Source organism: Methylophilus rhizosphaerae (genome assembly GCF_900100975.1).
In the GTDB taxonomy this organism is placed as follows: Bacteria; Pseudomonadota; Gammaproteobacteria; order Burkholderiales; family Methylophilaceae; genus Methylophilus; species Methylophilus rhizosphaerae.
Map to the genome: position 1 here is coordinate 742,108 of NZ_FNFX01000001.1, position 24,004 is coordinate 766,111.

Consider the following 24,004-nt stretch of genomic DNA (forward strand, 5'->3'; position numbering starts at 1 on the left):
GATTTCCTTATTGTTGGTTGATATAAACTAGATTTTGAATTAAAGACTCAACTTCATTATCTTGCGTGTTTGATTTTAATGTTTGAGATAAAACTTCATAAACAATCATATCTTCAATGATTTTGATTGATTCAATTGGATAGTCTTTATAAATTGACTCGCCCAATGTTAAATATCCAAAAGCCTTAACTTTGATAGCGTTAATGTAATTGAATTCAGTATTTTGAATAGTATGCTTTAATAAGTCTTTTGAGATAGAGAATAAAATTGCTGATGCTACTGCCTTAATGAATTGCTCTTGTTCTTCTTTAACACTGTCATCGTGTCTGTATTTTCCGAACAAAGCTCTTACTTTGTTAGTTCTTGAATCGGCTACTGCAACAAATTCTTTATCTAAAGAAAGTGGACCTGCTTCATGTGTTGTAATATATGTTGTCATTTGAATTATCCTTATTAGTTAGTTATATATTAAATATAGTAAATTACTCTCAATAGTCAATAGCAAATATTGATTATTTGATAAACGGTAAACTATTGGATAAGTGGATCAATATCTGAAGATATTATGAAAAGGAGTAGGCATTAAAGATTTCCAAATAGCTTTAGCTATATGATTTTCTTTAACCTCTTCTTCTTTAAAACCTATTTGGTTTTGTTGAGTGATTTCTAAAGTGGGTTTTCTTAACCTAGCTTGTATTTCAGCCCTATACTCAAGGTCTGATAATTCTTCATGAGCTTTATCTTTCAACTGTTCAATGAAAGGTGTTGTGTTTAACTCACTGAAATAACCAGCTTTGCTTAACTCGTTGAACTTCAATCTATTATTTTGGTATAGATAGAAAGCTTCATATTCAACGGCTTTGTGTTGTGCTGTATGGCTCATATATTCCCCAATAACTCTTTAGTGATTTGTTCAACTTCCGAATCAGTAAGCCCTAAAGACAATAAATTGTTGTAGTGCTTGGCTGTTGGAAATGTATGAGCAATGCTTAACTTGTGGATATACAAATCAGTTCTTGTTAAGTCTGCAAGCAAGGTTCTGTTATCAATGTGAGTAGTCATGAACATGATTAGATACCAATCTCTTTCATTGTTTCTGTGATTACATGAACATGTCTATTGAATACTTCAGTAGCAATTTGATTGATTTCAGTGTCAGTTAATTGTTCATTAAGTGTGCCTGCTGCAACTTCAATTAAGTTTGTAATGATTAAGTGGTTCATGCTGAAGTTGATATCTTCATTAATGAAGTAGTGAAAGAAAACTGGTAAAACCTTGCCTTGATTCACATAATCTTCAATGCTTTCAACCTCACCGATATAAACACTGATATTTGCATCAGTTTCTACAAGTGCAAGTAAAACCAAATCTCTTACTAATTCTATTTTATTATTGTTATTCATAATTATTTCTCCATTTGTATACCCTTATACGAAATAAAAACCAAATGTAAATAGCAAAAGTTAAATAATTTGAATTTAATTTATTTCTTATCAATTGATTGTGTTGTTGTTTGAGTTCTCATATCAAATGAATTTATTTTATTGAATAGCATGCTGAAAGTAATGAGAGTGATAATTACAATCCCTGCTTTGATTGTGATTTGTGTATTTTTATTACCGATTACTTTAATGGCTTTCTCTTTGAAATTTTCTTTCTTAATTATTTTAGGTAGTTTTACATTAAGCTCTCCATCATTAAATTCAAATGTAAATTGTTTTTTCATGTCCATCTCCATATAGTTTTCATAACAATATGAAATTAAGATTGAAAGTAAAGGTATAGATAAAAAAAATCCCCAATTTCTTGGGGATTTATAATACTAACTAGGTATTTTAGGAAATTGTATGTAATACATAACTAATATAAGATAACGAATTCCATTGTCAACAGTTTATTGATATTTATTTTATAAATATTTAAAGCTCTAATGAGTTAGATTTTCTTATGACTTTTGGTTTCTCATTAGTTATTGGTTTTGTTTTGTCATTCACTTGTTTAAGTTTTTTCTCTTGTTTGTTGTAGTAGTCCAATATCTCTTTGTGGTTGAACTTATCAAATACTTCAGGTAGTTCATTCCTATCACACCAGACAACCCCTTTAACGAGCTCTGGACCATTTTTAAAGGTGGTTATTGAGTTATTGCTACAATTGAGATTCATATGAATTTCTCTAGGTGCATGCTCTAAAGAGGTCAACTTATTATTATTACAATTAAAGTCGCCTTTAATGATTGGTGGACAACCCTTAAGCGATGTTATCTGATTATGAGAGCAATCATAGTTTTCAAATACACTTGATGGACCTTCTTCTAAAGAAGTGATTTTGTTATAAAAACAATAGAATCTACCGCCTACTTCTTTAGGGCAACCTTTCAATGAAGTTAAGTTGTTATATGCACAATTGAAATTCCAGCCCGTTTTTTCTGGTGCATACTCTAATGATTCCAATTGATTTTTAGAACAAATATAATTTTCACGGACAATATGGGGACCATACTTTAATGATGTTATGTTGTTAATAGTGCAGTTGAAAGTTCCATAAACTTCTTTAGGGCTACCTTTGAGTGAAGTTAATTGATTGTTAGCGATATTAAAATCACCATGAACTACACCAAACTGAAAAGGTAGCTCTGTTAATTGTTTGCTGTTTAAATCTATGTCTTGATTCACATCTACTGATAAATCACTATTGATAGAATATTTTTTAATATTGTGTATATCTAGCCAGTGTTTAATTTCTTGTTCTGTTTTCATAATTTCATCCTTTCTTATTATTATGAATTCAATATAGTGAATTTATCTTGAAATGCAAATATAAAAAAAACCACCTTAAAGGTGGTTTATGTATTCTTACTTATTAAATTTTATGTTGGCTCATTCTTCTGAAGAAAACTGCATTCAAATCTCTTGCTTGATTACATATTAGATAGATATAAATATTATCTTCTACGACTTCATAAATGATTCTGCAATATCTAGTTAAGCCTTGCCTAAAATCAGAATTAATATCTTGAAGTTCTAAAGGCACTGGTTGTGCTAATGGATTTTTCTCAATGAACTTTAATTTATCTTCTAATTCTTTTTTTGTTGTTTTCCATAGTTCGGGTTTCAATGATTGTTTTAAATCACTTAAATCATCTATAGCCCCTTGAGTGAATATAACTTGCATCATTATTCCAATTCAGTAAAAACTTCACTCATTGTTTTTACTTGCCCTTGTTCAATCTGTTTGCGACCAATAGCAATAATTTTTAATAAGGCTAGTGTTTGCTGTGTTTGTTCATATGAAGCTACATCTTGAACAATAATGCTAGATACACCGTTTTGAGTAATGAGTAAGGGTTCTCTAGTCTCGGTGATCTCTTTAACTATCTCTGCTGTGTGGCTCTTTAGGTAGCTGATAGGTTTAACATTTGTAGATAGTCTCATGGTGGTTTCTCCTTAACTGATAGGACTAATTATAGTCTTAATTCAGTCTTGAGTATACTTATTTATTAAATATAAATAGGTCTTAAGCCCTTGCTAGTATTAGCTTTTATTGGAAAATCATATTAATGCAGACGGGGTTGAATTTGTTGGTTTGATAGATTGTTGCTGCTTTTATTAATCCTGGATCATAAACTAAATTCTGAGTGATTCAGGATAGTAGACATGAAGACAATGTATGACCGTGGCAAGAAGTCCAGATATCTAGTGATTGTGTTCCCTAAAGACAAGTTTGAAATCTTCTTAGAACTATGTGCTGACAATACAAAGTATTCAGACCTCATGAAAAAGCATGAGATAACTTCACATGTAGCCCGTAGTATTGCTGGTAAAACAATCTACTGGTTAAGGCGATTAGCTGAAGATACTAGGGATGAAGAAATGGAAGCCATTACACTTAGAAGAAAAACCTATGAGAGTAATTTGAGTGTTAGACAATACCTTGAAAAGTATGGTCAGTTTTTTATTAATAAGGTTGAGTATTACCAGAAATCTGGACGGATATTAATCTCTAAGGATATTCAGGGAACAAAAAGCATTTGGCGATATTAAGATAATTCCTTAAATTGAAATTGATAGTGAAAGTAAAGGGTTGTGTAATAATTTTATTTAAGGAATTGAGTATCTAAAGAAAGGTTGTGTAATCTATGATTATTGAACCTTTAATGATGTGATTAATTATTTCTGCTATAGCAGTAGTAATTAAAGCTTTTGTTTTATTAAAAGTATGTTGAAGGCCTTTGCCGACCTTTTGCCGACCTTTTTAATATGGTCGGCAAGCCTAGAACCCTTATAAAATATAGATAAATTTAATATAATTAGTTAAATGCCGACCTTACCATTAACAAACATACTCGGTAAGGAAAAAATATTCATAGATAATATTTTTAACCATGATTGTTTATAGGTATTAGTGATTATGTATGTATTTATTTGTTTACTATAATTCCAATGGGGTTTGGATGATAAAAGGTCGGCAAATTGAGTTTTATTAGATTAAAATCTATATAGAATAAGGCTTGTATCAATGCCGACTTATATTTTATGGCCGGCAAAAGGTCGGCAAGGATATATAAAAAAATAGCCCCATTACTTAGGGGCTATCTGTCTGTGAATGGCTTATGTATTGAATAGTTATCATTGAAAAACTTCTTCAACCTCATCATCATCAACTTCAATTGTTCTTGTTAAATAAACGATTCTTTTACCATTTTTTCTTACATCAGCTTTAATATCCTCATCAATTTCTGGATAAACATTTTTAAATCTCATCCAAAAATTAGTAGCACTTAGTTTTTCATATCCGTTTTTATCAGCATATTTAATAAAGTTTTCATAGATTACTTCTTTACTTGTGAATTTAGATTTATCTTCACTGTATTCGTATGGAAACTCATTAGTAAACATTCTTACTTTATCAGCACGATTGATAAAATTGAATAAAGCCTTTTCTGACTCTTCACAAGTAGTGAATATTAATTTGTTCTTTTTAAGTCTTTGCAAGCCAATTAAAGCCCAATCAAGAAATATTCCCATCTCTTCATTAATGATTCTTTTGGCTAAATCTTTAACGGCTGTCTTTCTATCAAATGTTGCATTCCAATTAACGATCATCATTCTTCTGAATAAACCGTTTGAGAAGTCATCCACTCTAAAATCATTATTTCCGGATATAAACCACTTGCCAATCAATTTAACTGATTGTTTCTCTTTTCTGATACCTCTTAGTTCTATCTTGTCGCCAGCAACTGCTGCTTTAAGGAATTCAACGTCAAAGCCTTTTTTCTTAGTCTCTGAAGCTAAAATTGCAGTTTTATTAATTAAGTTATCGTTATAAGTGCCCATATTTTCTAAAGAAATTGCTACTGAGCTATTACTTAACAAGGCTTGAATGATTTCCATCATTACACCCTTACCGTTGCCCCCTCCACCCAACCAGTATTGGAAGACTTGAGCTAAAACACACGCAATAAGTGAATATCCTACATATTCCTGGACATTGGCTTGTTTGTCGTCCTCTGGAAGTGAAGTATCAATAAAGCTTTTAAATAAACTGTCTTTAGATGGCGCTTTAGGTGTGTAAGGACCTGCCTTATCAATCAATACATTAATTTCATGTGTTAAAGGTATGTTTCTATCAGGCTTGATAGCTATTACATCGCCATTGTCTAAAATGTGTAGCCAGTGCTTCATAGTAGGGATATAGCTATTGTTCTGGATATCTTTACTGAATGCTTCCATTTTGTAATAGAACACATTGAAGATTGAATTAACATTTTTACTAGTTAATTGTGCTTCATGATTAGCTTTTAACCATTCAGTAATATCATTTCTAATATCTTTAGGGTCTTGTAATACATAGTGATGGTTGTTCCATCTGTATATATTGCCAGCATCACTTCTATATTTTGATATGAATAATGATTTGTCTGAATTGAGTCTGTCTAAATAGATAGATTCAATTGTTGGTGGTTTAACATATTCTTGTTTAGAAACTGGTTGAGCTTTTTTAAGTTCAGCTTTAGTAGCTTTATTAACCTTATCTCTTAAAATATTTTCCTTAACTTTTTTAGCTATTATTTCTTCTTCAGTTAAAACAATCACTTTTTTGATAGGCTTCGCTTTACCCAATTTCTTCTGAGTAGCTTGTTTAACTTTTTCTTTAAATAAGTTAGCTTCAACCTTTTCATCAATCTTTAATTGTTCTTCTGGACTGATTGCAATATGTTCTATAACCTTTAATGGCTCTTCTGGAATATCTGTGAATGGATCAAGATTGATTCCAAAATTTGGGTCTTCTATACTTGATTCAATTAATGATTTTTTTGTTGCTCTTTTGTCATCAATTGAATGAACATTATTTGTTTCTGAAATTGATGGTTTAGCACCTTTTGTATTAAAGGCTAATTTTTCTTTTTCATCATTGACTTCTTTAAAATTATTACTTATATTATCCATAGTATTATCTCTACTCAATCTGTTTAGTGGTATTGCTCCTTAGAAAATCTTGGCGGAAATTCTTTTATAGTTACATCTGAAAACCCTAAATATTATATTTGGGGTTTTTCAATTTCTTCAGCTTCTAATTGTTTTTCTAACATATTGTTAATAACAAGATTTATTGACTCATTATTTTTAACTGCATTTCTAAGCAATAATTCATGTAAATGCATTTTCAATCTTAAAGGCAATTGTTTTTCAATAGAATTACCTTTCATTTTTGTTGTTCTTTTTTTCATAATGCTCATCCTTTAATCTGATATCACTTTATAGTTATATTAAATATTTCCAGCTTGTCAACATCAATTTAAATATTTAATCAATAAAAAAATAATCAAAAATGTTCTATATATCTTTCATACATTATTTGACAATGCTTTTTCATTTCAATATCACTTTTGAATGTCATATTATCTTTTAGGAATACCTGACAAAAGCTTGTGAATTTCTTCTCATTAAATTTTCCATTATCAATTAGGAACTGTTTAAATTGCCTTCTAAACAAATCCATTTTATTAGGTTTCACAACATGCACCCATATTTCATAAAATCTATTAAGCATATTTTTTCTCCGTATATTCTTTATAATCATCTTTTTCTTCCATTCCAATGACTTCACAAGAATATGAAAGGCTGTTTCTATTTGATTTCCAATAAACTGCCATTGTTGAGCTACCATCTTTTCTTCCACCATATTCAGTGAGAGTATTTCCCCAATGAGTGTTCAAGCTGTTAATTTCTAAACCATGAAACATGCAATGCAGCACGATTTGAATTGAGCTTAGTTGAACCATCCGTGAATCAAGGTCCATATTCACAATTTCCAAGTGTTTTAAAGCCTCTTTGCCTTGTGTTTGATAGATAACCCTCAATGAACCCAAAACAAGAGAGCCAGCACCACAACCACATGTATCACCGATTACTGTATGGCTCGTTATTTGGTTATTACCACCTAAAGCAAGTGTTATAGATGCAAGTGCTGTAGCTAAATCACTTGGGGTTAGGAATTGTCCTAGAACTTGCCCTAAGTATTCGTCATACATTTCACCAATAATGTCTGTAAATGGTTCGCTCTTTTTATGTAGTTCAATAAAAATCATGGTGGCTTCTTTCAATAACTCCCATGCTTCCAAATCTGTTTTATATTCTGTTAGTTCTCTTAATAAGGATTGGTCTACCCAATATTGAACATGCAAATTGTCTGCATATTGGAAACCACCTGAAAATACACAATTGAAAGTTAATTGAATAATGTCATCAATAATCTCCTTAGGATTATTCTTACGATTACTCACTTGGATAATTTGTTGAATCAATTTTGAGATTGATTTCTTTGAGTCTACTTTTTTTGATTTCTTATTCATGATTACACCCCTCCTTCCAATTTAATGTTTTTGTGATAAAGGTAATAACCATTATATTCATTGTAATTCTTATTAAAACCACAATAAAACCCTAGAGAATTGAAGAATTTATAATGTTTCAATGCCTCATTTTTCTCAATGTGAATTAGATAAACATTGAAGTATTTATTTAATTCTTGAATTACATGTTTATAGATACCTTGCTTTCTGTATTCTTTATCAATGTATACGCAGTCTAATGACAATACATTTTCTGCTTTGAATACCTTTCCTCTTTTTATTAATCGGATATACCCAATAGTCTTGTTTTTATATTTGATTAGATAAGCCGTTTGTTTATGCATATTCAATAATAAAATGTGTTTTGAAAAACTATTAGTTTTATAAGCATAATCATTTTTGAATTTAATCATCCATTCATTATTTTCATTAACATCACTAGTCTCATGTAGATCAATCTCTGTTAAATCAATATCTGTTTTTTGTTTATTAAGTTCTTTTAAGAAACCATCAGCAATCATATTCATTTAGATTCTCCTTATTCAAAATTAATAGAAAGTTGTTTTGAAGTTATATGCTGTTTTGACATATCATAGAATTTCTTACTCTTTTCAAAACCGATAGCTTTACGATTTGTTTTCAATGCTTGATAAACAATTGCACCAGAACCAGAAAAAGAATCTAAAATCACATCACCCTCTTTTGTATGATTCTTGATTAGTGGTTCAATCATCCAGCTATATTTTTCTGTTGGATGTTTAGTATTCTTTCCATGACCAATATTGCCTTTGTATACCTGTGTCATTTCAGACTGAATACCAAAATTGAATTGATATTGTTTAGATTTAGTAAACCATACTGCTTCTTCAATTGAAGAACGGTAATTGTTCTTTCTCATATGTGGTAAAGGGTTATTCTTATGAAAATAGATTTTGTTCTTAAAATTCAAATCAAAATCTCGTTCAATATAATGAGTAATTAACCCTGTGTATTTACGATCAAGAAAGAGAATCATTGAGCCGTTATCTTTCATAACTCGCACATACTCACTAATAAAAGGTTTTAGCCATTCATAGTATTGATCTAATGTTTCCCATTTATCTTGAAAGTCATTTCCCCATGCTTCTTTATTAGAAACAACCTTATTACCAATCTTTGTTAATTTGCCAGCATCAGCAATGTTGTATGGTGGGTCTGTTAAAACTAAATCAATATGGTTATCAGGAATTGATGACATTCCAATTAATGAATCTATATTCTTAATATATGAATTAGTTTCTTTTTTTACTTCTTTTAAAAATGCATCTGCAATCATGTTCATGTTATTTATCCTTTAATTAATAGTTGTTTTTATGTTTTCTTTTTGTTGCTCAAGAATTCATGGTTGCAACTTTATAATTTCCAGAAAAATATAGATGTGTGTATAGGACTACCATACACATTGACTTTCTTTTAAAATGTTGATATGGGAACAAGAACAAGACAATTTGCTACTCTGGAACCTCTAGAGAAGCTACAAATTAAAGAGTGGGTTAATTACTTATTAGCCAGATCCAAAACAAGCAATGCCAAGGCTTTTGATAAGTGGCTTTCATTGAAAGGGGTTGAAGATGACTCTTTAGATAATATTGAATGGAAGCTCTTTGAAGAGTGTGTGAGGAAGCCTAAAGATAAGACCTTAAACGGAATGGAATCTGTAATACCTGGCTCTATGGCTGTTTTTCACAAAGGACCTGAAGACTTACCCCTATGGAGTGTTTTAAATGGCTCTACGGTTGATTGTGAAGCTCATGTCTCAAAGGTGTTGGGTCATTACAAGCTGTTTAAACTGAATATGACACTTAGGCAGCAATGTGAGGCTATCTTCAAATTGGTAGTTGCTGATAATTTGATACAGGATAAGTCTAAGAATCATGAAGACGAGCTGGCAGGAATGGTTACTGGTGGTTATCACTCAATAGAAGAAGTGATGGCTATGCCTGAAAATATGGTGGCTAAAAGTTATGCTACTGGTAGGCATATGGCTGATACAACGAAGTTTAAAAATGCCTTACCACTTGTTTATGGTCAATACAAAATATTAAATATGAGTGTTGTCATATCAATATTAGCTCTAATTCATTTATGTGTAGCCTCTTCAGATATAGATTCAAAAATGATTGGCTATTATTTATTGGATGGAATTACTCCAAGAGCATTACCAGAAAAATTTTCAAAAGAACTAAATGAATATGTAATCAATTATTTTTAATTGATTCAGTTGACATTTAAAAATAATCTGCTTTAACTAGGTAATAATATAGTTTCTCCTAACTAGATTTATAAATATATCTTTATCCTTATGTTATGAAATATGCCCCTTGAAATATAGGGGCTTTTTTCATTTCTGCTATTTACATTTGAATTTCATTTCTTATAGTTGTTTTAACTATAAGGAGATTTAATATGTTTAATTTAATTGAAAAGGTTCGTGGTTTATTTAATAAGAATGATTTTGTGGAAACTGACTTTGAATTTGAAGTTGAAAATGAAAATGACTTTAAGATAAAAGAAATAGAGCAATGGCTCAATGTGATGAAAATAGAGAACTACACAATCAATGAAGATTTAACGGTTGATGTAGCTGGTAATGTAAATATAAGAGACAAACGATTGAGTTTTATTCCAGTGCAGTTTGGTAAAGTTAATGGAAGTTTTGATTGTGCTGAAAATAGTTTAGCATCATTAAAAGGTTGCCCTAGCGAAGTAAGAAATGATTTTAGTTGTAGCTATAACAAATTGACTACCTTAGAACAAGGTCCAAATTTTGTGGGTGGTTATTATGAATGTTCTGGTAATGAATTAATCTCCTTAAAAGGTTGCCCTGTAGAAGTAAGTGTGGATTTTTATTGTGATAAAAATGAGCTTACCTCCTTGAAGTATGGACCTAATAAAGTTGGTTGCAGTTTTTTTTGTGGGAATAATAAATTAAGAACATTAGAACATGCCCCTAAAGAAGTGAGGGGTGATTTTGATTGTTCAAGAAATAACATAAATACTTTAAAAGGTGCACCTGAGAAAGTTGGTGGAAGTTTTAAATGCAATTGCAACCACCTGACTTCCTTAGAATTTGCACCAAAAGAAATTTATGGTGATTTATCTTGTTATTACAACAAACTAACTTCTTTGGAATATCTGCCAGATTTAATAACTGGTGAAATTAACATAACCATAAATAATTTTGAAGATTTATCGTTTTATTCAATGAGTTCAGACCAAATCAAGCAATACAACACTTCAAAGAAATTAAGTGAAAGATTACATAGAGAATTACCACAAGTAAAACTAGATAAACCAGTTAGAAAAATGAAACTTTAAAATTAGCTCCTTAATTGGAGTTTTTTTATATCCATTTATTGCTGTTGACTTTACTTTCCCATTTCTTATATTGGTATTAAACAACAATAATAATAAAGGGAATTAATATGAATATAAGTAAAATGAAAGGCTTTACCCTAATTGAATTAATGATAACTGTTGCAATAGTTGGAATACTGTCAGCCGTTGCTCTTCCTGCATACAATGATTATGTATTAAGAGCTCAAGTATCTGAAGCTATCATGTTAAGCAATGGAATCAAAACTGCTATTGAAGCTAGATATTATGAGGGTGTGAGTTTAGAACACCTTACTGAAAATGGTGGTGCGAACTTAGGCTATAACAATGGAAGCTTGCCATCTGGTAAGTATGCCACTATTAAAAGCATCCAGAATGATTCTATTTTAATTGAAATGGATGGACCTGATGTTAATAATAAGATTCGTCATGAATGGGTAAGAATAAGAGCTATTGAATATGAAAGAGCCGATGGTGGTTTAATTTGGTTATGTGGTGCATGGTCGCCCGGTCTAGATAAATATCTTCCATCAGCTTGTAATAATAGAATGACACATATTGATATTACTTACTAATAATAAAGCCATTTAATCAATGGCTTTTTTTACCTCTAAAATATAAGAATGTCATTAGTTATATCAATCAATTAAAAGAAAATAAAAAAATTCAGTTTCATAGTCATTCAAATGAGTGTTGATCGTTGACTCATTCGTTTTATTTCTTATAGTCAATCTATAACTATAAGAATAAAAAGGGTATTGATTATGAATTATTTAAAACTATTAGCTGTATTTCTTGCAATAATTGTTTGTGAACCTGCATTTGCTGGTGCAATTAATATATTCGATCCAGCTTCTCAAGATTTGAGTCTGAAGATTATCAATCAGATTTTTGGTGGTTTGGTAGATGGTGGCAATGATGCTTTAGGTGGTGCTATTGCAATATTTAATGGTGCCATTTTAGCCATTGGTGGGATCTTAGCTGGATATACTGTATTAGCTGGCACATTGGGAACTGCTCATGATGGAGAAATGTTAGGAAAGAAGTTCTCTTCTGTTTGGCTTCCTATTAGATACTCATTAGGCACTGCTCTTGTGATACCTATATCCAGTGCCGGCTACTGTGGAATGCAATTTATAGTTATGTGGTGTATCACTCAAGGAATAGGTTTAGCTGATGCTGCATGGAGTAGCTTTATGGAAACCCCTACACATACGGCCAGTGCATCGCATTCAGTTATCAGTAAGGCTGAGATATTAGATTTAGCTAAAACGGCGTTCACCGCGTCAGCCTGTGTAAATGGCTATAAGAAATTCGTAGAAGATTCTGATCCAGTTCTTGGATTTAAAGAAAGATACAAATTTAGTATAAAACCTAATTCAAATGGTGATGTTAGTTATGGTTTTGAAGGCAATGTTGTTGATAACAATATATGTGGAAATATCGCTCTTAATAATTCAGATATAAAAAATATAGATAGCCAGATTCCAGATCATTCATTCATTGCTTCAAATAATGAAGGGCATTTAGGTAATTTAGATTCATTATTCAAACCTATTGATATTTCACAATTAAGGGAAGTTAGAAAGAATGCAGTCAATAACTTGATTGAGAGCGCTGATGCTTTAGCTATACAAGTATTAAATGATAAGAATTATAAAAATAATTCACAAGTCTATTACTCTTACATTGAAAAGATTGCTGATAGCTATTCAAAAGAAATTCAGGACGGTGCTAGGACTTTAAAACAACCTGAAGAAGTTAAGAAACAAGAAAATGGGTGGTTAGTTGCTGGTGCTTATTACCATCAAATTATTATAAATAATCAAGCTATATCAAAAGCAGTAAATATAATTCCTGAATCAAGGGCATCAAAATCATTACATTTTACGACTATGCCTGATGATGATATAGCCCACTATTTAGTGGCTTCAGATATATTGAATGCTAGTCAATCAAAAATTAAAACTGGTGCTACACCAACAAGCAGAAGTGATGGCATGTCTGGTGGTGATGATTCTGGCTCTGGTATTTCTGCAAGTATTGGAAATCAAATAGCTGATACTGTATCTACAATCAATTTGGAAGAGTTAAGTAGTGATGATCGCCATTTAACATTAGTTATGAGTGATATGGGTGTAAGAATGATTCAAGCCTACACCACTATTCTTGCTATTAATGCAACGGCTAGATTCAGTGCTGCTGCATTAAAAGAAGCTTCTACTGGTGATGTTTCTACTGTTGTTAGTTTTGGTGGGGCTAAAATTGTTGCCGCTACTGCAGCAGGTTCTTTAGAAGCTTTGAGTGCGTTATCAAGCTTTCTATTGATACCATTAACGGCCATGTTAGCAATTGGTTTTTTCTGTGCTTACATAATTCCATTCATTCCATTCTTCTTTTGGTTAGCTTGTATTATTGGATATTTTATTCAAATATGTATTGCTATTATGGCTGCACCTTTATGGGCGATTATGCATTTACACCCAAATGGTGATGATTTAAGTGGTAAAGGTGGTGATGGCTATACTTTGGTTTTAGGGGTGATTTTAAGACCTGTATTGTTGATATGTGGTTTGATAATATCAATAATATTATCTAGCTTGTTTGGTGAATTCATTAGTAAGACTTTCTTACAATTGATGGCTTTCACTGGTTCCAATTTAGATGGTTGGCTTTCATTCTTTACAATTATATTTGGGGCTGGTCTATATGCTGTCCTTGCTTTCTATGTTTTGAAAAATACATACAAAATGATGTATTTGGTTTCTGATGAAACCTTAAAATGGATTGGTGGCGGAAAGGATGCTATTGGAAGTTATGCACAAGAAATGTCAAGTGGTATTGAAAAAGGTGGTAATTCTGCGACTGGTGGTTTCATTGGTGGTTTTGCTGGAACAATGGCAAGTAAGAATGTGCCAGGGGAATTAGGTAAAACTATTGGTGGTGCATTCAAAAGCAAGGAATTACAAGCTACACATATCACTCCTGAGAATGTTGATGCTGTGAATGATTCATTTAATGAGAAGTTTGGTGCTGAAGCTTCAGATAAGAAAGAGAAAGCTTTAGGGTTTAGTATTCCGAATGGCTTTACTGAACAATCTAAGTCATCAAGTTATGATAGCTCAATGAATTCTGTTATTAATGCAAAAGGTTTAGATGGGGTTGCAAGTTATCAGAATGAAGTTATCAAATATGCTGAGAGTGGCAATGTATTAAATGAAAAGTCATTTAGAAATATTGCGAAGAGTATTATTGAATCTTAAATGGATAGATAAAATAAAACCACTTGGAAATAAGTGGTTTTATTATTTGAATCAATGATTGGTATTTTTATACAAAGAACATGTTCATGATAAATACGAACAATGCTATTAATGTAATGATAGTCAATGCATTTTTTAATAATGCAAAGGTGGAATTTTTTACGAATAAAAATAAGAATCCTGAATTTGGTTTGTTAGCAGAATATGAAAACAATACCATTGTTGCTAAGAAGCTTAATACTGCAACGCCACCTGATACCAATAAGATAGCAGACGATGTTCCTAATATATGATTAAATAATGTTGTTTCCATTTTATTCCCCTTTGTTTACAGTAGACAATATATGAAAATACCTTTATATGTCAACTACTTACTGTAAATATAATTCTAGAATCAATTTAAAATGAGTGGGTGATATGTTGGTATAGGTAGGCAAAGAAAAAGCCCCATCTTTCAGGGGCTTTGTATTTAATAACTTATTTAGCTTTAACTGGTGGTTGTGCAACTTTCACAATCTCTGCCAATTCTTTCTTACCCTTTTCAGTAGCAAAGTATTGTTTGCCGTATGGTGTAGCCAGTGCAAGAATTCCTTGCTCTGTTTTTGCATCAGTTAATGCTTTAGGGATAGCTTGACCAAATGGTTTCTTACCTTTACCTTTCAATGGCTCATAGATACGACCTTCTTTCAAAGTCCACTCACGGCTACCTACTTGACCAGTAGCAGGTTTCAACAAGATATCTTGATTTTTGTCTGAAGGATAAGCATATGCTTCAGTGTTTGCTGATTCACCAGAACCAGAACCATTTGATTCTGTAGAATTCGGGTCTTTAATAAAACCAGCTTTTTTGATTTGTGGGATTGTGAAAATATCTGTTAATGTAAATCCATAGCTATTGATTTTAGTAACAATAGCCTGAATGTTGGCTTGCTTTTCTTGTTCAAACTTTTGAATAGAAGCATGAATAGTTTTCAGTTCTTTGTAATCTTCATCCTTATATCCACCATTTTTAAATTTACTTTCTGCTGCTGACAAATCAGCTACTAATTCAGCAAGAGTTTTAATTTGTGGTTGTGCTGTTTGTTGGTTTGACATTTATTATTCCTTAAATAAAATTATTAATTGAAGTGCCTTTTCAACACTCCATTTATTTATTAAATAGTGTTGATGTGTCTACATTATCAATCATTTATATTCACGTCTACTATTTTATTTAATTATTTATTGTTTATTTTTCTTTATTTGTATTTTATTCATAACAACAATATATACAGACTGATTCTAAAGGTGTAAAAAAAGCCACTTGTATGAAAAGTGGCTTCTTTGTAATTACATGATTAATTTAATGCTTTGGTATCTTTGATTGTAGCTTTGTATATAAATCAAATGATTTAATCATATTCAATAAATGTGTTGCCTACTTCTTCAGCTAATTGCAATGATGTTTTACCATTGCATTCCAAAGCATTGAAGTTAAGCCCATTGAATCATTTTTTGCTAGAAGCTTTAAAGAGGTGCGTATTATTTAAAATTGTTAAAGAGCAAACGAATACTTCTGCTCTCTGTGCTTAAAGGCACTCTCTCCACCTTCTAACAATTCACATACATGCTCTCTTACACCTTGAGATTGCAATACGAATTCATGTGCTATCTTTTCAAAGCTACATTCAAGACTTCCAGAAGTGTATTCAAACTTGGTTTTATCTTGATTTTCATTATTAATGCCATGTTGATTAGCAACTATAACTAGTTCACTATCGGCACCCACAACAATATTAGGATTATGAGTTGCGACTATTATTTGCCTCAACTGCTTCTTTTTCTTCAAATACTGTACTAAATCTAAATAAATAGCTCGGTTATCTAAATCGTCTTCTGGTTGATCAATTAGTATTGGGCAATTTTTATTACTGAAATCTAATAACAATTTCAATACAACAAAAGCTTTCTTACCATCCGACATCTCATCAAAATTATCATCCTCATAAGTTAATTCATATGTCATATCAAAAAAGCATTCGCTTAATATCTGTGCACACAAGGTTTCCCTGTTGTTGCCCACCTTCAAACTCAACTGATCTTTAAATATGCTAAATAAGAAATTTTTAATGAGTTCTTTAAAACTAACAATATCTAAATATTCAAACGATACATAAGTTTGGGATGAACTCACTTGACGATTTAATGCAGAACCCATGACTTCGTTCATGCCTACATTATCGAAAATCAATTTAGCTTCAATTTTCAATCCCTCATTATTTTCTTGAAGCTGAGGAAGTAGCTCATTCAGTTTAGTGTGATATTCCAGAGGTGCTTCTATCAATTGGATATGCAAAGCTTTAAATTGAGCTTTAAGACTATCAATTTCACCCAATAATATATTTACTGCCGCTAGCTTTTCTTTTTGAATAGCAATCTTTTGTTCTAACTCTGTAAAGTAGCCATTCGTTTGTATAAGCTCAGAAATCTTAATGTAGGTGGAGTCTAGGCTTAAAGTAGCAACTTTTCCATTTAACTCAATTTCAAGGGTATCCAATGATTCTTTTTGGGCATCAAGGAATGCTAACCAATCGTTTGTTGCTTGTTCCTTTAATGTCCCGAATTGAACAATTACTTTCTCCCTTACGGATGGGGTTAAAGATGTTGTTTCATATGCAAGACCCTCTTTAAATATCTGAACAAGCTTTAGTTCATCAATTTCTGCATGGTCGCTTCTATTTTCCGTTAAGAGCTGTTTTGTCTCAGCAATCTGATTTTGGGTGGCTTGATAGCTTAAATAATCTTCCTCGGTGATAGTGGATTTGCTTGAGGTATTGAGTTCCTCTTCAAGCTTTTCTATTTCTTCTTCAATTCCCTTTTTATCACCTAGTTCAGTCGCTTCAGCTTGTTTAGCTTTTGTCGCATGAAACACCTGAAAAGCATTACTGACTAAACCAGTTATTTTTTTCTTATGTTCTACTTTGAAATTGTCAAAGGCATTGATTAGAACATCTTTGCCTTTTTGTTTTAGGACATTGTGAACTAGCTTGTTTCTGCTGTCCTCGTGCAAAGCAATCTCATACATGTAGCCTTGCTCAAAAAATTCAATTTCCCTGGTGTCATCCTCTTCACCGTCCTGCCAAATCACTTTTATTTTGTCCGAGATGCTTTGAATGAATACTTGGTACTTATCGCTTTTATTGAAATACTTATTGTCGGATTTTAGTTTTTGGCCAATCGCTGTTAAAAGAACAGATTTTCCAGCAGACCGACCTCCAATTATGGAGTTGAGGTTAGGATTGAACTGTATTGATTTGTTCTTAATTTTTTCACAATCAAGTTCTATATGAGAGATGACTTGGTAGCCTGCTTTAGCATCAGGAGGACCTTCTCTCACTAAACAGCGAAGTTCTGGTTCATATTTAATTTGCTTAAGACCCTCGAAAGTGGGGTCAGCTTTAATCCAGGTATTACAAGCATAATTGACTGGCTTCAAATAACTGCCTGACTCATCTACATTAGCTGTGTCTAGCTGTTCAAATGAATGAACATCCATTGAATGCAAAAGAGGTTTATTGCCGAAAGTTTTTAACCACGTTTGGTGTTTATCATGAGTAGAAAAATTCGCAGTAAAAAAAGCATCAACTTTGCCATGTAATTCTTCTTTAATAAGTTTTAGTTGATTCCCTTTATCTACGGTATCCCATTCGTAATAACCTAAAAATGTAAATGTCTTATACCTCCAAGTTTCGGAATTAATGAGTTCAAAGACCTTTTTTGTGGGAGGAATTAAATTAGACAATCCATCACGAACTTTACCACCTCCATAATTGGCAAGATTTTCAGGTGTAAGCATGTAAGTTGTATGTTTATCAGAAGGACTTATAGGAACCATAAGAACGAATTGCTCTTTAATTTTTTTAATCTCATTTTTAAAGTCAGATTCATCTACATCAAACAAAATATGAAGATTCACTTTTTTGATGTTGTCGCCATCATTTCCAAAGGTATCAATCCTGAATTCAAGGACAGGAAAAATCTTCTCTAGATTTTGCAACCTACCCTTGGCTTTGTATTCCATGACTTTTTCAAAGCCACTGATAAAGTAGTAATCATTAATGCCAATGACTTTTATATCAGATGGTAATTGTTCTAATGACTCTATGAATTTGTCCCATGCACCATCACCTCCATAGTTCTGAATGATTGAAGCAGGAGTGTGAATGTGGAGATCCCACTTTCTCCAAGTAGAGCCTTTAGTGTGGTTCATTCTCTTTCCTCAATTTCCATTGTGGAGCCGTTATATCGGTAATGAACGATATCTCCATTAATTAGAAGCCTGACTGCTGTACCAATGACATGCAATGGGGCTATAAACCACTCTCTAGGGTTGTGAGTTACCCTACCCTAATTCTTTTGTATTTTTGATTGTAGCTTTGTGTATAAATCAAATGATTTAATCATATTCAATAAATGTGTGTTCCCTACTTCTTCAGCTAATTGCAATGATGTTTTACCATTGCTATCTAAAGCATGGAAATTAAGCCTATTACTATAAAAGTCATTAACTAAAGCTGTATATTGTTGGTGTTCCAGTGTGTTTACAGCCACTAAGTGAGACAAGTTGACACTATGAGCTTGGCCATTAATTAAAACCCTTTGTAGCTCGTTTAAATCGGTTCCATTGGATAGAAGATTCAATAAGTCTTCAATAATTTTTTCGGCTTCTTCATGTTGTTCATGGCTGGTTAGATATAGCGAAGCCATACTATCTTCTTCAGCCCATATTGTTTGATAACCTGTGAAATTCATTTCAAGATAATCATCCTCATTATCTCTAATGGTTTCAAAGAAAGGTGTTGCTACATTATCAATATAGATAGATGGAAACACTGAACCGAATTTCATTAATCCAAGACTTTTAGCTAATTCAGTTTCTTTAGATTGTCTATTCTCGGCTGTTGAAGAGTGAGTATTTCTTCTAAGCCATTCTCTTACAGTGCCAACTTCATAAATAACTTTTTTCCCTTTATAGGTGGCATTAGGACCTTTTTGTAATTTTCGCCATTTCTCTATGGTTGATTCTGATTCACCAATCCATTCAGCTAACACTTCTTGATTAATAAATTTACCATCATCCCATGTGCTATAAGCTTGGTCATTAGTTTTAGATTTAACCTTGTTAGGTTCCAATACAGACAATATAGCTAATATATGTTCGGCTGTAATAGGTGTGTCAGGTGGCAAGCTTAATAATTGTTCTTTAAAGTGTTCAGGTGTCATTTTAGTTCACAACCAACTTAGCTTGTTTTTCATATAGATTTAAAAAGAAGTTTTCTACTGTTTGTAATGCTTCACGAATATCATGCTCATTTTTAACAAAGTAGTTTTGAGCTACACCCTCTAATTTATGTTTTAAACAGAATTCAATAATCTTGTCATTGATTTTTGATTTTGTTGCTCCTGTAGTCCATGTTCTTCTTAAATCATGATGAGTATTTTTCTTGCCTGTTTGTTTGGTTATGTTTTCAAAAAAGCATCTACCACCTTTAGCAATATGTCCACCTTTAACTTTAGGTTTTCCATTTTTAAGTTTAGGTGCTGAAAATACATATACATCACCTTTTTTACGATTCTTAAATCGTTGGGTTAAAATTCTAAATACTTCATCAGTCATTGGAAATTGATAATCTTCATGATTTTTTGTTTCTTTATATTTAATCAGTCTTTGATTGAAATCTATATCTTCCCATTTTAATGATGCAATTTCATCAGACCTACCACCTTGAAATAAACTGATTAAAATATAATCTCTACCCGTTTCTCTTTCATAATTTTGTAAATGATTTACTGCATACATCCATTCGTAAAAATCAGTATTTGTGTTAACTTCAATTTGTCCATTTCTAGCTTTAGGTTTAGTAAGTTTTTTTAGTGCAGATAAAATACTTACTGGATTACTCATTATGTCTTGTGGATTTTCTAGTGCAGCTATAGGGATAATAAATTCGAAGGCCGCATTTAAATATCTAAATGTCAATTGATGTTCTCTTTCTAGGGGCTTGAGAACTCCAGCATTGAATTTTCTTAATGTTCTTGAGAATAGATCAAACCTCTCATTTATTTCAATACTGGTGATACTTCTATATGGTCTATCTAACCAATTAGGAATAGTTTGAACCTTATCAATTACCCATTCATCAGTTTTCTTATCTTTTTTGAGCAATGTTAATTCTCGTTCTGAAAAGGTTTTTTTAAGCCTCTCCATATCATTAAGAGTATTTTGACTGATTTTCTTGTTATTAGACATCAATCTTTCTGCAACATATTTATCAATCATCCATTCAACGGTTTGAGCATCTTGAACATTAACAATTTTATTTTTATCAGAAACAGCTTTTCTTTCAACATTAGGATTAATGCCTGAATGTAATTTAGCTTGAATTATGCTTGAGCCAGCTTTAGCTTTATCAAGGCTAATGGCTGGAAATTTACCTAATAGAATTCTTACTACCTTACCATCACCTCCTTTAACTCTACCTTGTGTGTAGAAGCTTTTATAGTCATGTCCAACTCTCAGCATTAAACCTGGGGTGTTGGTATCGTAATAGCTAATCCGATCCCCTTTATTCGGAAATGGTAAAGCTTCAATCTTCTTGATGGTGAATACAAAATGGTTGTCAGTTTTCATGAAGAATCCGTGTGTTGTTTTATCGATATTATCACTGGGGCAACACTGGGGCAACAAAAAGGATGCTAGAAACTGCTATAAGGTGCTACTGAATGCTACATGGAATTTTTATAAACACTATGTAAAACAGATAGTTAATAAAATATTGAATAAAATCAAGGTGTTCATAATTATAAATCTATGGATTCATAATCCTGGGGTCGAGGGTTCAAGTCCCTCTTTCACCACCAAATACCAAATAAGCCATTGATTTTGAATCAATGGCTTATTTTTTTGCCTGACCTCTGAAGATAGTGATGCACATTATGTCTATCAACCTCAGTCATAAAGATTAAGTAAGTCCATGTCGAATCACACAGCTCCCCAGATGCAACTATCAAAAGCCAGACAAAACCTGATTATTTTTGCGCTCTCAATCGGCGCATTTGCCATCGGCTTAAGCGAATTCTGCAGCATGGGTTTGCTGTTAGAAATCAGCCGTGGATTAAATGTATCAGAATCCCAGGTTGGCATTTCTATCAGTATTTATGCATTAGGCGTTGTGGTGGGTGCACCCTTGCTGGCTATCTTTGGCTCAGGCTGGAAAAGAAAAAACTTATTGCTTGCGCTCGCGTTTATGTATGCCATTGCCAATATTGCCAGCGCACTTGCCCCAACTTACGGCACGATGCTGATCGCCAGGTTTATTTCCGGCCTGCCGCATGGCGCATATTTCGGCATTGCCTCGCTAGTGGCAGCCTCTATCAGCCCGCCTTCGCAAAAAGGCATGGCCGTCACCAAGGTCATGCTTGGCCTGGCCGTTGCGATACTAGTGGGCAACCCGCTTGCGGTTTGGCTAGGGCAACAATTTACATGGCGATTAGCTTTTGCTTTAGTTGGCTTGCTGGCATTCATCACATTGTTGATGGTTAACAAGTCGTTGCCTTTAGATCATCAAGAGAAAAAATCCAGCCCGATGGAGGAGCTGGCAGCATTTAATCGACTACAGATTTGGCTAGTGCTATTGATTGGCGTATTTGGTTTCACCGGCATGTTTACGGTGTTTAGCTACATGGCACCGGTGCTGGTCAATGTCACCAAGGTTTCTGAGTCATATATGCCCTGGCTGGTTGTCGCCTTCGGCATAGGCTCAATCATCGGTATGTTGTCTGGCGGCAAAATTGCAGATGCCATGAAATTCAAAGGCACATGCCTGCTGATTGTGTGGTCGATATTTGTGTTAGCGATGGTTCCATTCATTTCCGGCTCACTGCCAGGGATTATTATCGCCGCAGTTGCAATAGGCACCATGATGGCATTGCCAGTCACGCTGCAAACGCATTTGATGGAAATTGCTGGGGACGCGCAGGTGTTATCCGCCGCCGCCATTCAAGCCGCTTTAAATACCGCCAATGCTTTAGGCCCCTGGCTGGGAGGAATGGCGATTGACCATGGATTAGGCTACAACGTATTTGGAACGATTGGTGCTGCTACCTCAGCTATCGGGTTATTACTTTGGATAATTTCTTTCAAATGAGGGTATAAATAATTTTGTGTAAACGGTCATTTTGCAGGAAACTGCGCACGTACTTTTGGAGTAGAAATGACCGTATCAAAATCCCTGCCCAACGATCTGATTGATGGATTGTTGGGCAACTATAAAAAGCCTGAAGATTTAATTGGCGAGAATGGACTGCTCAAGCAGCTAACCAAAGCGCTGGTTGAACGTGCTCTTGAAGCAGAGATGGCAGATCACCTAGGCCACGATAAAAATGAGCCTGTGAAGAATGCCTCAGGCAACACCCGCAACGGTAAAAGTCGCAAGACGCTCAAAGGGGACTTTGGCGAACTACCGATTGAAATTCCCCGAGACCGCGCAGGTAGCTTCGAGCCACAACTGATTCCCAAACATCAAACCCGCTGGACGGGCTTTGATGACAAAATCATCTCCCTGTATGCCAGAGGTATGACAGTACGTGAGATTCAACAGCACTTGTCCGAAATGTACGGCACAGAGATTTCACCGACGTTAATCTCCAATGTCACTGATGCGGTGATTGATGAGGTCAAGCTGTGGCAGTCTCGCCCACTCGACAGTATCTACCCCATCGTCTATCTGGATTGCATCCATGTCAAAGTCAGAGATGCAGGCAGTGTACGTGCCAAAGCGGTGTACCTTGCCATCGGCGTTAACATGGACGGTCACAAGGAAGTCATGGGCTTATGGATCGCCCAGACTGAAGGGGCCAAGTTCTGGCTGGCCGTCGTCACCGAACTCAAGAACCGTGGCGTACAAGACATCTTCATTGCCTGCGTGGATGGATTAAAGGGTTTCCCGGAAGCGATTGAAACTGTCTACCCACAAGCTACTGTCCAGCTTTGTATCGTCCACATGGTGCGCAATAGCCTGAATTATGTGGGCTGGAACAAGCGTAAAGAGGTGGCGGCTGACCTCAAGCTGATTTACAGCTCTGCCACACTGGCTGAAGCTGAAATGGCGCTCATGGACTTTGAACATCAATGGGGTGAGGCTTATCCCTTAATCGCAAAATCCTGGCGCAGCAACTGGCAGCGCATTATTCCATTCTTTGACTATCCACCGGAAATCAGGCGAGTGATTTACACCACGAATGCGATTGAATCAGTGAACATGAGTCTGCGTAAGATCACCAAAAATCGCGGCTCATTTCCGAATGATGAATCACTGATTAAATTGTTCTATCTTGCCTTACAGAACATCAGTGAAAAGTGGTCTATGCCACTGCGAGATTGGAAACCTGCGCTAAACAGGTTTACCATACAGTTCGAGGACAGAATGCCTCGGCAGTAATCAACCGCCGTTTACACAAAATTCAGGACACCCTC

General features: G+C 33.6%; 24 protein-coding genes. 8 read left to right on the forward strand and 16 right to left on the reverse strand.

Annotation, left to right across the window (positions count from 1 at the left end; translation table 11 throughout):
* Positions 1-7: 7 nt before the first annotated feature.
* The 7 genes from BLP53_RS03700 to BLP53_RS03735 all read right to left on the reverse strand — a co-directional run bounded on the left by BLP53_RS03700 (position 8) and on the right by BLP53_RS03735 (position 3,431).
* Positions 8-439 carry a hypothetical protein gene (locus tag BLP53_RS03700; protein WP_091470138.1) on the reverse strand — a complete coding sequence of 144 codons (432 nt, stop codon included), beginning with the start codon at positions 437-439 and terminating at the stop codon, positions 8-10.
* Positions 440-547: 108 nt separating this feature from the next.
* On the reverse strand, positions 548-883 hold the full coding sequence (locus BLP53_RS03705; protein WP_091470141.1) for a hypothetical protein: 336 nt from the start codon (positions 881-883) through the stop codon (positions 548-550).
* A 187-nt stretch (positions 884-1,070) separates the two neighbouring features.
* Positions 1,071-1,403: a hypothetical protein gene (locus BLP53_RS03715; protein WP_091470148.1), complete on the reverse strand. Its 333-nt coding sequence runs from the start codon at positions 1,401-1,403 to the stop codon at positions 1,071-1,073.
* An 80-nt stretch (positions 1,404-1,483) separates the two neighbouring features.
* Entirely contained in the window at positions 1,484-1,726 is a 243-nt protein-coding gene (locus tag BLP53_RS03720; RefSeq protein WP_143001347.1) for a hypothetical protein, read from the reverse strand.
* Between the two features lie 193 nt (positions 1,727-1,919).
* Positions 1,920-2,756, reverse strand: a complete 837-nt coding sequence (locus tag BLP53_RS03725) for a leucine-rich repeat domain-containing protein (RefSeq protein ID WP_091470155.1) — start codon at positions 2,754-2,756, stop codon at positions 1,920-1,922.
* Between the two features lie 103 nt (positions 2,757-2,859).
* Complete coding sequence (locus tag BLP53_RS03730; RefSeq protein WP_091470159.1) at positions 2,860-3,174, reverse strand: type II toxin-antitoxin system RelE/ParE family toxin; 315 nt, start codon at positions 3,172-3,174, stop codon at positions 2,860-2,862.
* Positions 3,174-3,431 (reverse strand): type II toxin-antitoxin system Phd/YefM family antitoxin, encoded by a 258-nt coding sequence (locus tag BLP53_RS03735; protein ID WP_091470162.1) that lies wholly within the window; start codon positions 3,429-3,431, stop codon positions 3,174-3,176. The genes BLP53_RS03730 and BLP53_RS03735 overlap by 1 nt, the downstream gene beginning before the upstream one ends.
* A 222-nt stretch (positions 3,432-3,653) precedes the next feature.
* Between BLP53_RS03735 and BLP53_RS03740 the strand changes: the two genes are divergently transcribed.
* Positions 3,654-4,040, forward strand: coding sequence for a hypothetical protein (locus tag BLP53_RS03740; RefSeq protein WP_091470166.1), 387 nt, complete (start codon positions 3,654-3,656; stop codon positions 4,038-4,040).
* Between the two features lie 585 nt (positions 4,041-4,625).
* Here BLP53_RS03740 and BLP53_RS03745 read toward each other — a convergent pair.
* From BLP53_RS03745 to BLP53_RS03770, 5 genes are all read right to left on the reverse strand, one after another.
* Positions 4,626-6,446 carry a DUF5906 domain-containing protein gene (locus BLP53_RS03745; RefSeq protein WP_091470170.1) on the reverse strand — a complete coding sequence of 607 codons (1,821 nt, stop codon included), beginning with the start codon at positions 6,444-6,446 and terminating at the stop codon, positions 4,626-4,628.
* Positions 6,447-6,538: 92 nt separating this feature from the next.
* Entirely contained in the window at positions 6,539-6,727 is a 189-nt protein-coding gene (locus tag BLP53_RS03750; RefSeq protein ID WP_091470174.1) for a hypothetical protein, read from the reverse strand.
* Between the two features lie 315 nt (positions 6,728-7,042).
* Positions 7,043-7,852 carry an N-6 DNA methylase gene (locus BLP53_RS03760; RefSeq protein ID WP_091470181.1) on the reverse strand — a complete coding sequence of 270 codons (810 nt, stop codon included), beginning with the start codon at positions 7,850-7,852 and terminating at the stop codon, positions 7,043-7,045.
* Between the two features lie 2 nt (positions 7,853-7,854).
* Positions 7,855-8,379 (reverse strand): GNAT family N-acetyltransferase, encoded by a 525-nt coding sequence (locus tag BLP53_RS03765; protein ID WP_091470185.1) that lies wholly within the window; start codon positions 8,377-8,379, stop codon positions 7,855-7,857.
* Between the two features lie 11 nt (positions 8,380-8,390).
* A complete protein-coding gene (locus tag BLP53_RS03770) occupies positions 8,391-9,173 on the reverse strand; it encodes a DNA-methyltransferase (protein ID WP_091470188.1) in 783 nt (260 codons plus the stop codon).
* Between the two features lie 144 nt (positions 9,174-9,317).
* Here BLP53_RS03770 and BLP53_RS03775 point away from each other — a divergent pair, with 144 nt between their 5' ends.
* The 5 genes from BLP53_RS03775 to BLP53_RS03795 all read left to right on the forward strand — a co-directional run bounded on the left by BLP53_RS03775 (position 9,318) and on the right by BLP53_RS03795 (position 14,783).
* The gene (locus BLP53_RS03775; protein ID WP_091470192.1) at positions 9,318-10,103 is read left to right on the forward strand and encodes a hypothetical protein; all 786 of its coding nucleotides are present in this window, start codon (positions 9,318-9,320) and stop codon (positions 10,101-10,103) included.
* Positions 10,104-10,297: 194 nt separating this feature from the next.
* On the forward strand, positions 10,298-11,209 hold the full coding sequence (locus BLP53_RS03780; RefSeq protein WP_091470195.1) for a hypothetical protein: 912 nt from the start codon (positions 10,298-10,300) through the stop codon (positions 11,207-11,209).
* Between the two features lie 107 nt (positions 11,210-11,316).
* Entirely contained in the window at positions 11,317-11,802 is a 486-nt protein-coding gene (locus BLP53_RS03785; RefSeq protein WP_091470199.1) for a pilin, read from the forward strand.
* A gap of 189 nt (positions 11,803-11,991) precedes the next feature.
* Positions 11,992-14,490: a DotA/TraY family protein gene (locus BLP53_RS03790; protein WP_091470203.1), complete on the forward strand. Its 2,499-nt coding sequence runs from the start codon at positions 11,992-11,994 to the stop codon at positions 14,488-14,490.
* 86 nt (positions 14,491-14,576) lie between these two features.
* Positions 14,577-14,783, forward strand: a complete 207-nt coding sequence (locus BLP53_RS03795) for a hypothetical protein (RefSeq protein ID WP_091470207.1) — start codon at positions 14,577-14,579, stop codon at positions 14,781-14,783.
* A 184-nt stretch (positions 14,784-14,967) separates the two neighbouring features.
* Here the strand turns inward: BLP53_RS03795 and BLP53_RS03800 are convergent, their stop codons facing one another.
* From BLP53_RS03800 to BLP53_RS03815, 4 genes are all read right to left on the reverse strand, one after another.
* Complete coding sequence (locus BLP53_RS03800) at positions 14,968-15,585, reverse strand: hypothetical protein (RefSeq protein WP_091470211.1); 618 nt, start codon at positions 15,583-15,585, stop codon at positions 14,968-14,970.
* A gap of 439 nt (positions 15,586-16,024) precedes the next feature.
* Positions 16,025-18,739 (reverse strand): TrlF family AAA-like ATPase, encoded by a 2,715-nt coding sequence (locus tag BLP53_RS03805; RefSeq protein WP_091470214.1) that lies wholly within the window; start codon positions 18,737-18,739, stop codon positions 16,025-16,027.
* 137 nt (positions 18,740-18,876) lie between these two features.
* The gene (locus BLP53_RS03810; protein WP_091470218.1) at positions 18,877-19,752 is read right to left on the reverse strand and encodes a hypothetical protein; all 876 of its coding nucleotides are present in this window, start codon (positions 19,750-19,752) and stop codon (positions 18,877-18,879) included.
* Between the two features lies 1 nt (position 19,753).
* Positions 19,754-21,160 (reverse strand): integrase family protein, encoded by a 1,407-nt coding sequence (locus BLP53_RS03815; RefSeq protein WP_091470221.1) that lies wholly within the window; start codon positions 21,158-21,160, stop codon positions 19,754-19,756.
* 343 nt (positions 21,161-21,503) lie between these two features.
* Here BLP53_RS03815 and BLP53_RS03825 point away from each other — a divergent pair, with 343 nt between their 5' ends.
* A complete protein-coding gene (locus BLP53_RS03825) occupies positions 21,504-22,676 on the forward strand; it encodes an MFS transporter (RefSeq protein WP_091470237.1) in 1,173 nt (390 codons plus the stop codon).
* A 66-nt stretch (positions 22,677-22,742) separates the two neighbouring features.
* The gene (locus BLP53_RS03830) at positions 22,743-23,969 is read left to right on the forward strand and encodes an IS256 family transposase (RefSeq protein ID WP_091470242.1); all 1,227 of its coding nucleotides are present in this window, start codon (positions 22,743-22,745) and stop codon (positions 23,967-23,969) included.
* The last annotated feature ends 35 nt before the right edge of the window (positions 23,970-24,004 follow it).

What these genes read in the sequence shown, in the direction of transcription:
- BLP53_RS03700 (WP_091470138.1), bottom strand. Translation starts at nt 439, where the DNA reads ATGACAACATATATTACAACACATGAAGCAGGTCCACTTTCTTTAGAT.
- BLP53_RS03705 (WP_091470141.1), bottom strand. Translation starts at nt 883, where the DNA reads ATGAGCCATACAGCACAACACAAAGCCGTTGAATATGAAGCTTTCTAT.
- BLP53_RS03715 (WP_091470148.1), bottom strand. Translation starts at nt 1,403, where the DNA reads ATGAATAACAATAATAAAATAGAATTAGTAAGAGATTTGGTTTTACTT.
- BLP53_RS03720 (WP_143001347.1), bottom strand. Translation starts at nt 1,726, where the DNA reads ATGAAAAAACAATTTACATTTGAATTTAATGATGGAGAGCTTAATGTA.
- BLP53_RS03725 (WP_091470155.1), bottom strand. Translation starts at nt 2,756, where the DNA reads ATGAAAACAGAACAAGAAATTAAACACTGGCTAGATATACACAATATT.
- BLP53_RS03730 (WP_091470159.1), bottom strand. Translation starts at nt 3,174, where the DNA reads ATGATGCAAGTTATATTCACTCAAGGGGCTATAGATGATTTAAGTGAT.
- BLP53_RS03735 (WP_091470162.1), bottom strand. Translation starts at nt 3,431, where the DNA reads ATGAGACTATCTACAAATGTTAAACCTATCAGCTACCTAAAGAGCCAC.
- BLP53_RS03740 (WP_091470166.1), top strand. Translation starts at nt 3,654, where the DNA reads ATGAAGACAATGTATGACCGTGGCAAGAAGTCCAGATATCTAGTGATT.
- BLP53_RS03745 (WP_091470170.1), bottom strand. Translation starts at nt 6,446, where the DNA reads ATGGATAATATAAGTAATAATTTTAAAGAAGTCAATGATGAAAAAGAA.
- BLP53_RS03750 (WP_091470174.1), bottom strand. Translation starts at nt 6,727, where the DNA reads ATGAAAAAAAGAACAACAAAAATGAAAGGTAATTCTATTGAAAAACAA.
- BLP53_RS03760 (WP_091470181.1), bottom strand. Translation starts at nt 7,852, where the DNA reads ATGAATAAGAAATCAAAAAAAGTAGACTCAAAGAAATCAATCTCAAAA.
- BLP53_RS03765 (WP_091470185.1), bottom strand. Translation starts at nt 8,379, where the DNA reads ATGAATATGATTGCTGATGGTTTCTTAAAAGAACTTAATAAACAAAAA.
- BLP53_RS03770 (WP_091470188.1), bottom strand. Translation starts at nt 9,173, where the DNA reads ATGAACATGATTGCAGATGCATTTTTAAAAGAAGTAAAAAAAGAAACT.
- BLP53_RS03775 (WP_091470192.1), top strand. Translation starts at nt 9,318, where the DNA reads ATGGGAACAAGAACAAGACAATTTGCTACTCTGGAACCTCTAGAGAAG.
- BLP53_RS03780 (WP_091470195.1), top strand. Translation starts at nt 10,298, where the DNA reads ATGTTTAATTTAATTGAAAAGGTTCGTGGTTTATTTAATAAGAATGAT.
- BLP53_RS03785 (WP_091470199.1), top strand. Translation starts at nt 11,317, where the DNA reads ATGAATATAAGTAAAATGAAAGGCTTTACCCTAATTGAATTAATGATA.
- BLP53_RS03790 (WP_091470203.1), top strand. Translation starts at nt 11,992, where the DNA reads ATGAATTATTTAAAACTATTAGCTGTATTTCTTGCAATAATTGTTTGT.
- BLP53_RS03795 (WP_091470207.1), top strand. Translation starts at nt 14,577, where the DNA reads ATGATAAATACGAACAATGCTATTAATGTAATGATAGTCAATGCATTT.
- BLP53_RS03800 (WP_091470211.1), bottom strand. Translation starts at nt 15,585, where the DNA reads ATGTCAAACCAACAAACAGCACAACCACAAATTAAAACTCTTGCTGAA.
- BLP53_RS03805 (WP_091470214.1), bottom strand. Translation starts at nt 18,739, where the DNA reads ATGAACCACACTAAAGGCTCTACTTGGAGAAAGTGGGATCTCCACATT.
- BLP53_RS03810 (WP_091470218.1), bottom strand. Translation starts at nt 19,752, where the DNA reads ATGACACCTGAACACTTTAAAGAACAATTATTAAGCTTGCCACCTGAC.
- BLP53_RS03815 (WP_091470221.1), bottom strand. Translation starts at nt 21,160, where the DNA reads ATGAAAACTGACAACCATTTTGTATTCACCATCAAGAAGATTGAAGCT.
- BLP53_RS03825 (WP_091470237.1), top strand. Translation starts at nt 21,504, where the DNA reads ATGTCGAATCACACAGCTCCCCAGATGCAACTATCAAAAGCCAGACAA.
- BLP53_RS03830 (WP_091470242.1), top strand. Translation starts at nt 22,743, where the DNA reads ATGACCGTATCAAAATCCCTGCCCAACGATCTGATTGATGGATTGTTG.